Raw genomic sequence first — 12,271 nt, forward strand, 5'->3', positions numbered from 1 at the left:
AAGCGTCTATTTAGTTGAATCTGCGGCAGCGGCCTTCTTGAATTTTGCGGTTGAAACGCGAAGGCTTGCCTGAGCTGCAAGCATCCTATCTAGGCAAGCGCTTGCCTTGGATAAGGGGGCCTTCTTTTTTACGTCGCTCTTTATGGCTGTGGCCACGCTGTCGGCAAGGATTGCAGCATCATCGGCAGATTTACCGCCTATGATGGCGACCGCTTCCAACGATGCCAGCGCGGCATAATAATGGGATGAACCAAGCGCGTTCTCGCAGAGATACGCGATGCCGAGGTAAACGGAGGCGTCTTCCACCATTTTTCTGGCGGCCTGTTCTGCGGCAGCGCGCGTCGCGGGGTCTGACCAAGCTGTGCCATGGACAAGCGGGATTAGAACAGCACATCCCAATAAAAGACGATATGGCTTACGGGTGCAGGTCAAGCGCTCCTCCCAACTAATGAGGCCGCAGGCTACCTGCGTATCACCCTTTAGAGGAGTCTCCCATTAAGTGCAGCCCGGCCTCCACAAAAGCACGGATCGCAGCGGGGCGTGTTGGGATTGGGCGTTGCTTGGCGCGCCACTCATCGATGCGCGCCAATAGTGCCGATGGAAGGCGAACCATCACCGGCTCCGTGTTCGCCTTAGGGCGCCCCGATTTTGATACTTTGATATTATCTATTGCGTCTGGCATGCGTTTTTGATATCAAAGTAGCAGGCCGATGGGAAGCGGGAACTTCCACATCGGCCCTAACCAGCCTACGGAAGGAGTGCTTCCATGGACCAGGCTAAGAACCAGCCTACCACATCTCGCCGCCGTCCCGAAGATGCCGCCGCCTTTGGCGTCATGCTGTTGAAGGGTCTTCTGATCACGCCCCCGTCCAGCCCCGCGCTGGTGAAGGCCAACCCGAAGCTTCCGGTTCTGACCGGCGGCGTCGCTGCCAAGGTGAGGGAGGACGCGTGATGAATAGCAAGCCACTCATGGTCTCCATCGCCGGCACCGACGTCCAGCAGGTGCTCTATAAGGGAGATCCCGTCGTCACGTTCGCCATGGTGGACGAGATCCACAAGCGGCCTGATGGCACGGGGCGCCGCACCTTCAATGAGCACCGGGCTCGATTCGTGGAGGGCGAGGACTTCGTTACGCTGAACCAACCGGACGAAATACGTACGCTTGGTTTTTCACGCCCGCAGGGGGGTACGCCAGCCTCCGTGATTCTCATCACCCGCCGAGGCTACCTCAAACTCGTCAAGCCCATGAGCGATGATCGCGCCTGGGAGGTCCAGGGCGAGATGATCGACCGCTACTTTATGGTGGAGCAGATCGCCTCCCTCGCCCCGGACGTGCTGGAGGAAATCCGCCGCACGGACGGCATCGCCCGCCAGTTGTCCCACAAGGTCACGGAACAGGGTAAGGACATCGCCACGCTGGTGCAGGCCATGACTGCGCTGACCGCCATTGTGTCTCCCGGCGTCCCCGGCGTGTACCGCCCCGGCAAGTCGGCTGGTGAAATCCTCTCAGCGGCCGGGTTCACCGATGCGCCGAAGAACCTCGCCAAATGGTTTGGCAATCGCCTTGAGCAGGCGGGGTGCCGCGTCGAAGGGAATGGGCACAGCGGCATGGCCTATTATCGGCTGTTCGATCCCGACCGGGCCGATGCCTATTTGAAGAACGGCGGCAAGGCCGCTGTCGAGATGAAGATCGCGGAGCGGAAAGGGCAGGGCCGTCTTGCACTCTCCCGCATCGCCGCTGAACGCTACCTGCCTCAGGATATGCCGGAAGGAGCCGGGGTCATCATTCTTGATGGGAAGCTCGTGATGTTCGACACGTCGGATATCGCGGTCGAAGACGGCGGACCTGCCGTCGTGGTGACGAGCGTGGGGGCGGTCTGTGTGGATACCCCAGACCGCCGGGGCAATGCCAAATTTATGCTCGGCGCCCGTGGGGCGCTGACCTCTCCGATCCCCGAATATGTGCCGGGCAGGAAACAACCGATGCCCGTTGAACGCACCTGCGTCATTCTTGGCAAGGTGACGGAAGTACGCGTGGCGCGCCCGCGTCCGGTGCTGGTGGCATCGAATCCGATCGGCGCCTGAGGAGCCTGATCAGGGATCATCCATTTCATCCTGGGAAATTCCCAGATTGATCACCTCATGAGCGTTGTGGGAATTTCTCACAACGCTCTGATCGCCTCCGAGCGCGGTGGAGAGGGTACCGACTTCATCGCTGCTGTGGCCGACATGCATAATATGGCTGAGGGGCACATTATCAAAGGCGCCAGCTCAATGGCAGCGCCTGCCCGCGTCCTTTGAATTCATTGAGCATTTGGAGGTTATCGTGGGAAAATCCCACAATAACCTGCCCCCCAGTCAGGTTAAGTCATTAATTTTGAGCCGTTCAAAATCGAGCCGGCCACAGGAAACGGGGGCTCGCCAGCGGAAACGGTGGCGGCCCTATCGCGCCGATCATTCTCACAATGGTACCATTTGACACCATGTCGCCTTGACCGCGCTGTTATTTCGCGTTCTCCTGCATCAAACGGCGATGGGGATCGCAATGAAAACGCGGGCGAAACGAAGGCCATTTATGGCCAATCGTCCAGACATCAATGCTGAGCCGCGCTACATTTCCAACCGTCCGGTGTGGGGGAAGCGCGTGTACGCAATCTGTTTTGATCTGGACACAGAGACGCTGAAGAATATGTACCACAACGATTCGTGGGAGAACGGCTACGCGGACATCGGACGGGTCCTGGCGCGACACGGCTTCACGCGGCAGCAGGGTAGCGTCTATTTCGGTGACGAGAATGTGGACCCGGTAAGGTGCGTCCTGGCTGTGCAAGACGTATCAAAGACATGCCCTTGGTTCGCTGCCGCTGTTAGCGATGTGCGGATGCTGCGGATTGAGGAAAACAATGACCTCATGCCAGCAGTCGGGCCGCCTGAATTACCCTTGGATCATCCGCCGATGCGTGCGGCGGAGTAGGGGTATAGGACTAACTTTAAGGCGGCTTCATAGCCGCCTTTTTAGTGTCCACTTCTGATACCATTCACACCAACCAAAGCCGCCTTCGGGCGGCTTTTTCATGCCCGAATGAGCCACCCGATGGCGGGAGCATACAAGAATGGCTGACCGAAACTATATTCACCACTTTCGAACGATGTAGTTCCCCTTAGGTGTGATCGTAATGCGGAAATCCAGAACGTCATCTGTTTCCGGGTTTGTCTTACAGAAAAGGCGAAATACGTCGCCGTACTCGTCAGGCGGGTAATGTGCGACGACTTTTGCCACGGGGCAATTGTAATCGCGCCTTAAAGCGTAACCGCGGAACGCCGACAATATCTTAGGAGTTGTCGTGCTACTTATCATGTCTGGCTCTGAATGAGCTGCGGTAACAAGTATCATCCATGCGAGCGGTATAATCCACTTGGCGCGCATAACATCATTCCCCGGCGATCTGCCTTTGAGAAATATATTTTCTTAAGGACAAGACTTGACGGCAGATGTGATATCTGCCGCCCCAACGGGGGCAAACAACTCGACGCGGGTTCCGCCATCCTCTTTAGTTAACCGAACGAAATAGAGTTCGCCGCCGGACACGAGCGTTTGTTGCGGGGCTATTTCATAGACCCTTACAGGATCGGTAGTTGAAAGCGCGTGTGTTACCGGCGCCATCCTGCCGATGCTATTCCCAGGCAATGCGTTCAACTTTTGGATAATGCATCTCGCTTCATCATCTACCCCTTGTGGTGAGGTAAGGGATGCGATTGGGGCAGATGACCTAGGTGAATAGGCACACGCCGACAGCCCAAGGGCCAACACTAAAATCATAACGCGTTTCGGCATGTCGGCCCCCCCAGTCGCGAGCGGCGACCTTACGCAACCTCACATCACATTGTCCAATCACCAAAGGAGGCCACTATGAAGCGCTCACTGCTTCTTGGGCTTAGGCCCGATCGCGCGAACAAAGGTCGAGGCGGTCTCCGTGGCTACCTTCATCATCAATTGGGACGACTGGGATTCCATCCCAGAAATGACGCTCGCCTTCGCGATGGTTTCAATGCGGCCCACAAGCCCTTCGATCTCCTCCCAAGCCTCGGCTTGGTCCTCAGGGAGAGCGCTTTCGACGAGCGCCCGAAGGATCAACTTCGTCGCCGCGACCTCCATGAAGAGAGCCTTCATCTGCGGATCATTGATCTCTCTCTTGGCCATGGCCTTCCCCCTCTCAAGCTTCTGAGGGGTTGAGCATACCATGCATTGGAGCACGGCCTTTATCGGCCTGCCTTTCCATGGGCTTGGCCGCGACCGCAGCGGGCTCGATTGCTGGGGGCTTGTGCGCCTGGTGTTCGAGGAAGTCCGCGGCGTCGCGCTGCCCAGCTACACGGAGCGCTATGCCAGCGTGGCGGAGCGGCGGGAAATCGCTGCCGCCATGCACGAGGCCAGCGCCGGAGCGGATTGGCGCGCGGTCACCGAAGAACAGGAATTCGACGTCGCCATGTTTAGGGCGATGGGCGATCCGCTGCATGTCGGATTGGTGGTCCGCAAGGGGCTGATGCTCCACGTCTCTTCCGGGATCGAGAGCCGGGTTGAATCCTACCGCGATGGCCGCTGGAAGCCCCGCCTCCTCGGATTTTACAGGCACATATCGCAATGTCAGTAATGCTTCTCCCTGGCTTGGACGTTGCGCAGCGCGTGTCGCTGTGCGTCCCGGCTGGCGCCACCATTGGCGAGATTGTCGCGATTGCCGTGCCTGAGGAGGCGCGCCGCGCGGCTGTGCGCGTGACCATTGGCGATCATGTGATCGAGCAGGCCGTGTGGCACCGCGTGACTCCGAGGGAGGGTGCACAGGTGATCGTGCGCTTGATCCCTGGTGATAACGGGCTCTTGCGCAGCGCCCTCATGATTGCGGTGGTGATTGCGGCGGCGGCTGTGTCTGGTGGCGCACTTGCGCCCCTCGGTACGTCGCTCGGATTAGGGGGTGCTCTAGCGCAAGGCTCCATCGGTGCGACCATCGCTGCCGCCGGCACCGCTATCGCCGGCAACATCCTCGTCAACGCCCTCGTGCCGATCCGGCAAGACAGCATCGACAAAACAGCCAGCAGCCCAACCTATTCGATCCAGGGGCTTAAGAACGTCGCCAACCCCGATGGTGTCGTCCCCCGCCTTCTTGGGGAAATGCGCTACGCCCCGGTTTATGCCGCCACACCTTATACAGAGGTGATCGGCAACGATCGCTATGTCATAGCTTCGTTTAATTTCGGCTACGGCCCGCTCGCGCTGCGAAATTTCAAGATCGGGGATACACCGATCGATGAATTCGTGGGCGTTGAAATTGAAGTTCGCGAAGGGTATCCAGACGATGACCCGCTAAGCCTCTACCCTCAGCAGGTGATCGAGGACGCGCTGTCGATCAACGTCCGCGCGGATAGTGATCCGTATGTCCGCGTTACCGCATCCGATGTGACAAAATATACAGTGGATATTGGGTTCGGTCAGGGATTGTTCGCGGTCAATAAATCTGGCGCCAAGATCCCGGCTGTCGTGCAGATCGGCATTCGCTATCGTCCGGCGGGCAGCGACGATGCGTGGACCACCGAGCCGCCCATGGTGGTGGTTGGCATTGCCCAGCAGCCCTTCTCCCGGTCCTATAGCGGGACATTTCCCGCGCGTGGGCAATATGAGGTGGAGACCGCGCGGCAGACGATCGACTTCGATACGACCACCATCCTCCAGGCAACGGGCCGCTCGGATTGGACCGCGCTCCGCTCCTATCGGCCGGAATATCCGCTCAATTTCGACAAGCCCATGGCACTCGTAGCCGTTCGGATCAAAGCCACCGACCAGCTAAACGGGATGCTGGATTCCTTCAACGCGGAAGCCTGCTCGATCCTGCCCGATTGGGACACCGGAACGCAGGCGTGGGTGACGCGAGAGACGCGTAATCCCGCCGCTCATTTTCGCCACGTCCTCACAGGCAACGCCATCGCATATCCCTTTTCGACATCGGAAATGGATGCGCTTGAGGACTGGCACGAATTTTGTGATGACAAAGGCCTGACCTACGATCGCGTGCACGATTACGAGGCTTCAGTGGGCGATGTGCTGGGGGATATCGCCGCCGCCGGCCGGGCCGTCCCGCAGGACCGGGGCTCCAAATGGGGCGTCGTGATTGATCAGATCCAGGATATTGTGCGGGGCCACGTGTCCCCCCGCAACTCCTGGGGATTCAAGGGCAGCCGGTCCTTCGTTCGGCTCCCGGATGCCTTCCGCGTGAAATTCAAGGATGAAACCTTCGGCTACGTGGATGCCGAGCGCGTTGTCCCGCGCCCTGGATTTGTGGGCGATCCGCAGGTGACAGAGGAGCTTTCGCTTCCTGGCATCACCAATCCTGACCTGATTTGGAAAGAGGCGCGCCGCCGGTTCTACGAGCTCCAGCACCGCGCCGACACCTATGAGGCCTATCAGGACTTCGAGCACCTCGTGGTCACCAGGGGCGATCTGGTGAAATTGAGCCACGACGTTCTCGACCGGACGCAGATCGCGGCCCGCGTCAAATTCGTGGTCGATGATTTCGTCGAGTTGGACGAGCTCGTGACCATGGAAGCCGGGTTGGGATATGCCTGCCGCTTCCGGCTTTCGGATGGAACGTCTGTCCTAAGGAGCGTCTATACCGGACCAGGCACGACGCAGACAATCCGCCTGACGGGTTCCGGGGCGATGCCTGAGGTTGGAGACCTTGCGTTCTTCGGACTTTCCTCGCAGGAAACCTTCGATCTCATTGTGAAGGGCGTCGAGGTTGGTGACGATCTGACCGCGAAGCTCACCTATGTCGATCACGCCCCGCAAATCCAGACCCTGACCGATGCGGACACCCCGCCGGCCTGGAACGGACGCGTGGGCACGGAACTCGATCCGAGCACGGTCGCGCCTGGCGTCCCGGTCATCTCCAGCGTCGTCTCTGGCGTCCTGGCCGGCGCGGATGCCGTCGTAGTTGGTGTCATACCAGGCTCCGGCATCGTGGTCCCGGTCTCCTACGACATCCGACACCGGCTCACGGGTGCGGGCTCCTGGTCCGGCCCGGTCACGATCTCCGCAGGCGACGGCGGGGCCTATATCACCGGCTATGCCAAGGGCGATGATATCGACCTATCGGCGCGGGCCACAAGCGCGTCCGCGATCTCCTCCGCATATTCCGCCACGGTCACGCATGAGGTTGGAGCAACCGACCCGACAATCCAGGACGTGGATACGTTCTCCGCGGCGTGGAACGGCAGCACGTGGCTCTACGAATGGGCGTTTGAGACCTTGGCAGACGGCATGGACGAAGCCGCCGGGATCAAGATCCGTTACGGCTCCGGTACCAGCCTGGCCTGGGATGATTTGGAGCCGCTGCACACCGGCGTGCTGATCGTCAGCCCCTGGGACATGAGCGTCCCGCCGCCTCTGGCGCCCACTGAAAGCTACACGTTCGGCGCTGTCACCGTGACTGGTGCGGGCGACCTTGGAACCCCGGTCCTGATCACCGTCACGGCCTGATCCTCCTCACATCTGAGAGAGTACCCCAACATGCCCGATACCGGCGTGCGTAGCACCAATTTGCCCAGCAGCACCATCGTTACCGAAGTCCTTGGGAACAAGGATCTTGGCGGCGGGGTATTGCAGACGGTCAGGATTCCGGTCGGGAATTTCGCGAACATTCTCGCCCCCTACGGCACGCATGTGGTGTTCGCGACCCTTTCAGAAATGAACGCAAGCCTTGCCTATCCGGCCAATACCGGTGGCGAGGTATGGGCGGACTCGACCGATGCGAACAACGGAATCTACCGCAAGATTGGCGCGTCAGGCTCCGGCTCTTGGACATGGGTTGCCCCGCTATCCACGACGCAGATCCTGGATCGGATCGCGGCTTTGGAGGCTATCGGCGGAGATGCAAACCTCGCTGCCATCGCGGATCTTTCCCGGCCCGGCGAACGGCCGGCGCTGTGGTCCCCTGGCACGGACGGCAATCCTGATGACATGGCGATTTATACCGACTCCGTGGTGGATTCGGATGGCTCCGTGGCGCGCCTCGTTGGTGCGCAAGTCTGCGCCCCGCGCGCGGCGCAGCGGCTGGAGCCTGGGCGTCGGTATCTGGTCCGCGTCAAGGTGCGGCGCAGGATCAATACATCCGACCCTGCGGGCGATGCAGTCAACATCTCGATCCGGTGGTTGACGCAGGCAAAGGCGGGCCTGAGCACCACGGTTTCCACCTCGCTCACTACCCTGACCACCAGCTCGGGTGTGGTTGAGCACCAGATGGTGATCTCGACGGCGGCGGGCACGGGCGTCACGGCGCTTTCGCCCTCCGGATCGGTGTATTTCCGTCCTTTCGTCCAGACATTCGGGACGTTGTGCGCGACGGATGTGGAGGTGATCGCGATCCAGGACATCACGGATGCGACGGCTTATTCTCCAGACCTTACTGCCCTCACGGGGCGTGTGACGGCGATCGAGAGCGAGACGCTTCCGGATCGCGTCGAGGTGCTTGAGGCGGCGTACGGCACACCGCGCAAGGTGTTCTTTCGCACCTACGGAGATTTCGTGGCGGCGACCATCGCGTCCAGCATCGATACCGTGGAAATCCTTGGCTATTATGCCGCCAATGACGGCGGCGGGCAGGTGTTCGGGCGGGGCTCCAACGTCACGGGTGCTGTGAATGTCGGCTCCGATTATTGGGAGCGGCGCGGCAATAGCGCGAATTTCCGCAAATTCGGCGCGACGGGAGATGGGTCAACATCAGATAGGACCGCATGCGCCAATGCTGATGCATATGCCGCCGCGGCCGGTGTGAGTCTGGTTGTATCCTATGGGACCTATCTGATTGACAGCAGCATCACGTTTGCGTCCGTGCTCGATTTTCGCGGGGGGGTTCTGAAGCGCGGTGGAAGTGCGACGATCACGGTCGCTGGCGTGAGGGCTGGGCGTAGCCAGAACTTGTTTATGTCAATCGCCGACGGTTCTATTATTTTTGCGTCGGGGCAGGAGCGGTATGCCGAATGGTTTGGCGCGGCCGGCGACAACACCACAGATGACACGATCCCGCTGCGGGCGGGTAAAACGGCTGGCCCCGGCCCGCTTATGCTTGACGCTAAAACCTACAAAGTGACGGACACCCTATCCATTACGCAGACCGGGCAGGGATATTCCGGCGTTGACCCTGGCAGCACAATCATCAATATGACCGTCGCGGACAAAGACATCATCCACGCATATGGTGCGGATTATGCGCACTGGCTACCATATCCGACCGTTAAAAACCTACTCGTATACAGGAGCGTTAACCCGACCGGGACCGCTACAGGCATCCGCATGGAATACACCGTGCATTGCCGCCTGTTTAACGTGGTAAATGGGAATTCAGTATATGGGTTCCACTTTAAAGGCACCGGAAATTCCCTCGCGCGCGACTGCTGGGCAATCCGGGATATTGGTGAGGAGGGCGACTCGTTTTACGGGTGGTATTTCGACAGCTCCGTTGGCTCCCCCAACCCAACCATGGTTGTTGATAGCTGCAAAGCAGTTTGCTTTGTGCGCGATGTCAACTCGCTCGGATTTACCATCATCGGTGATGACATCAAGGACGCGTTCCTACTAAATCCCGAGGTTGCGTCTTGCACATACGGGATCAATATTTCTGGATCCGCAGACAATCCAAATTTTGACATCCACATCGAAGCGCCTATTCTCGATACAATTTGGCTGGCCTGCATCAACATCAGCAATCTCGGAACGACGGGGTTGGTCAATATTAACGGCGGCTGGTCTAATTCTGGAGAGGCAACGGGCGTTGCGTCCTATGGGTTGATTGCTGCCGCGAGCAGCGGTGTGTCTGTCCGAAATCACCAGTTTTTCGGCGGCCCGAACTACGCCAATCATATCGGCGCGCTTTTGTCCGGGTGCTCCCGCTCTGCGATCGATGGCAATCAATTCCGCAACTGCCGCAAATCTGTGGATCTGTTGGATACCGGGCTCACTGGCGTGGGGTCTAACAAAACGTATAACCTGTCAAGTCAACCGGCTGATACGGTCATCCACGTGCGGGGTTCCAGCTTCCGGAATGTTGTTACAGGCAACATTCTAGACGGAACCGCGACAAATTCAATTTTGTTGACATCTGGAGCAACAACAAATCAGGTTGCCCTGAATAATGTCAACACTGCCGCTATGGCTGCTATATCTGATCTCGGAAGCGGAAATACCGTGACGCTCAATCTCTGATGCCGGCCCCGCCGCCATCTCCATTTGCCGCCTTCGGGCGGCTTTTTTGTGCCCGGAGCAACGCCACATGGTCATGCGCTACGACGACATCGTAATCGATCGAGGCTCGACCGTCCCGCGCCTCCAATTCCGATTTCTGCTCGACGGCACGGGCTCCGAATGGCGGCTAACCCTACTGCCATCGCGGGGCGAGCGGATCGAGCTGTCTACCGAGGACAGCACACTGACTGCCACCGTCGCGACTGTGGATGGCGTCACCACGACCACCGTCACATGGGCCCGCACCGTCGAGCAGAGCCGGCTGATCCCGAGCGGCGCGCTCACCTCCTACGAGCTGGAACAGATCGAGCCGGGCGGAGGCCAGCGCCTGTGTCTGGAGGGAATCATTAAGGGCCAGGGAGGGCTGAACGATGACTGACACCGTTATTGAGGTGCTGGTTGAGGGTCCTCAAGGCCCCCCCGGCGAGGTCAATGCCGAGAGCATCGCCGCTGCCGCTGCGGCGGTTGCTGCTGCGGAGGCTACGGCAGCAGACCGGACGGCGGCGGCTACATCAGCGGCTTCAGCGGCCTCCGATGCCAGCGCGACGGCGACCAACGCAGGGATTGCGCAAACTGCGGCAACTGCTGCTGCGGCCTCCGCTGCTGCCGCTGTCGTGGATTATGAGTATGTCAACGGGCGCCTGACCGGATTCCCGCTCCAGCCCCCGCTGGCCTACGGAGCGCGGATCGCTGGCGTCGGATCAAGCAGCATGCAGGCCAATGCCGGCGCGCTGTCGTCAACCCTGATGGTCACGTCCGCCAGTGGCTTTGTCACCCGCGCGCGGCTCCTGGACCCGCGATTTGAATTCGACTGCTGGTACGACGCCACAAAACCCAACAACATCGGCGGCGCCAACAAGGGGGTGGGCGGCACGACATACGCCGCTCAGGTGACGCAGATCGAAGCGGCGCTCTCCGAGGATTATGCCGCGATCGTGCTCTATACCGGCCCCAATGAGCTGGTCAGCCTGACGCCGCAGGTCGCATTTGCAGGCATCCGGGACAATGTGCAGCGGGTGCTCGACGGCGGCGCGATACCGATCCTGTGCACGCCCAACGCACGCGGGACAAGCGGCGCCAACGCGCTGACGTCAAACAGCGTCGATCGACGCAAAAAGATGAGTCTGGACGACAAGTTGAGGGATTTCGCCGCGCAGACGAGCGGCGTGTATCTCGCCGATCTGGCCACCGCTTTTGCTGATCCCACGTCGGCCATGCAAGAGGCGCTCGCCGACACCACGCTGGACGGGCTGCATGCTCTGCCGCTGGGGGTGACGGCCGACAGCCTCGTATTTCTGGACACCATCCGCCGTGTCGTGCAGCCCCGGCCGGATGCGGATTTTTCTGTAACAAACCTATACCAAAATGGCAACCTGACCGGGACCGGCGGCAACAACGGTGTCGCCACGACGCTCAGCGGCACGCTGCCGAGCTATGTCCGCGTCGGGTGCAGTGGCGGCACGCCCGCGTCGAGCGCGGTCGCGTCAACGATCACCGATCCGGGCGGCAAAGCCGGGGTACGGGTGCTCATCACTGCTGCGGATGAGACTCCCGTGACGTGGTGGACGTTGTTTTCCGACACCTCAGGGTCCGGCAATTCCAGCATTGTGGCGTCCGCCTATGACGGGCAGTGGGTGCGCGCCGAGGCGCTGGTCTGGCTCTATACAGGTGGTGAGCTACTGCGTGGCTGGTCGCTGCAAGTCGAGTCCCGCACATCAAGCACGGGGGCCGCAACGTCTGCGGTGAGTTCCAACTATGTGGCGGACCTCACGACACCCATTGGAGATGTGCGGCTCAACGGGCATCCCTACTATTTCCGGACACCGCCATTCCAGATCCCGAGCGGCACCACGCACCTCAATTTCAAACACATCTGTTCCCACGTCGGGACGGGCTCGATCCTCTATGAGGTGAGCCGGCCCACTCTGTACGTGGTGGCCGATCCTCGGGTCTGACCTCCGAAAATATCCCGCCCGCCGCCCGCTG

10 protein-coding genes are annotated in these 12,271 nt (G+C 60.0%); 8 read left to right on the top strand and 2 right to left on the bottom strand.

Going from position 1 to position 12,271, the window contains the following annotated elements; genetic code table 11:
- Nucleotides 1-6: 6 nt before the first annotated feature.
- A complete protein-coding gene (locus V5G24_RS10055) occupies nt 7-432 on the bottom strand; it encodes a hypothetical protein (protein ID WP_394085283.1) in 426 nt (141 codons plus the stop codon).
- A 334-nt stretch (nt 433-766) separates the two neighbouring features.
- On the opposite strand from V5G24_RS10055, the gene V5G24_RS10060 reads away from it, so the two are divergent.
- The 3 genes from V5G24_RS10060 (at nt 767) to V5G24_RS10070 (ending at nt 2,974) form a co-directional block, all read left to right on the top strand.
- The gene (locus V5G24_RS10060) at nt 767-952 is read left to right on the top strand and encodes a hypothetical protein (RefSeq protein WP_394085284.1); all 186 of its coding nucleotides are present in this window, start codon (nt 767-769) and stop codon (nt 950-952) included.
- Entirely contained in the window at nt 952-2,085 is a 1,134-nt protein-coding gene (locus V5G24_RS10065) for an ORF6N domain-containing protein (protein ID WP_394085286.1), read from the top strand. The genes V5G24_RS10060 and V5G24_RS10065 overlap by 1 nt, the downstream gene beginning before the upstream one ends.
- A gap of 406 nt (nt 2,086-2,491) precedes the next feature.
- A complete protein-coding gene (locus V5G24_RS10070; protein WP_394085287.1) occupies nt 2,492-2,974 on the top strand; it encodes a hypothetical protein in 483 nt (160 codons plus the stop codon).
- Between the two features lie 945 nt (nt 2,975-3,919).
- Here the strand turns inward: V5G24_RS10070 and V5G24_RS10075 are convergent.
- Nucleotides 3,920-4,201 (bottom strand): hypothetical protein, encoded by a 282-nt coding sequence (locus tag V5G24_RS10075; RefSeq protein WP_394085288.1) that lies wholly within the window; start codon nt 4,199-4,201, stop codon nt 3,920-3,922.
- A gap of 40 nt (nt 4,202-4,241) precedes the next feature.
- Here V5G24_RS10075 and V5G24_RS10080 point away from each other — a divergent pair, with 40 nt between their 5' ends.
- From V5G24_RS10080 to V5G24_RS10100, 5 genes are all read left to right on the top strand, one after another.
- Nucleotides 4,242-4,649 carry a C40 family peptidase gene (locus V5G24_RS10080; protein WP_394085289.1) on the top strand — a complete coding sequence of 136 codons (408 nt, stop codon included), beginning with the start codon at nt 4,242-4,244 and terminating at the stop codon, nt 4,647-4,649.
- Nucleotides 4,650-4,663: 14 nt separating this feature from the next.
- Complete coding sequence (gpJ, locus tag V5G24_RS10085) at nt 4,664-7,525, top strand: TipJ family phage tail tip protein (RefSeq protein WP_509292308.1); 2,862 nt, start codon at nt 4,664-4,666, stop codon at nt 7,523-7,525.
- 30 nt (nt 7,526-7,555) lie between these two features.
- Nucleotides 7,556-10,246: a hypothetical protein gene (locus V5G24_RS10090; RefSeq protein ID WP_394085291.1), complete on the top strand. Its 2,691-nt coding sequence runs from the start codon at nt 7,556-7,558 to the stop codon at nt 10,244-10,246.
- Between the two features lie 67 nt (nt 10,247-10,313).
- Nucleotides 10,314-10,664, top strand: coding sequence for a hypothetical protein (locus V5G24_RS10095; RefSeq protein WP_394085292.1), 351 nt, complete (start codon nt 10,314-10,316; stop codon nt 10,662-10,664).
- A complete protein-coding gene (locus V5G24_RS10100; protein ID WP_394085293.1) occupies nt 10,657-12,240 on the top strand; it encodes an SGNH/GDSL hydrolase family protein in 1,584 nt (527 codons plus the stop codon). The genes V5G24_RS10095 and V5G24_RS10100 overlap by 8 nt, the downstream gene beginning before the upstream one ends.
- The last annotated feature ends 31 nt before the right edge of the window (nt 12,241-12,271 follow it).

The sequence above is a fragment of the Roseixanthobacter finlandensis genome (assembly GCF_043195105.2).
Taxonomy (GTDB): domain Bacteria; phylum Pseudomonadota; class Alphaproteobacteria; order Rhizobiales; family Xanthobacteraceae; genus NCEH01.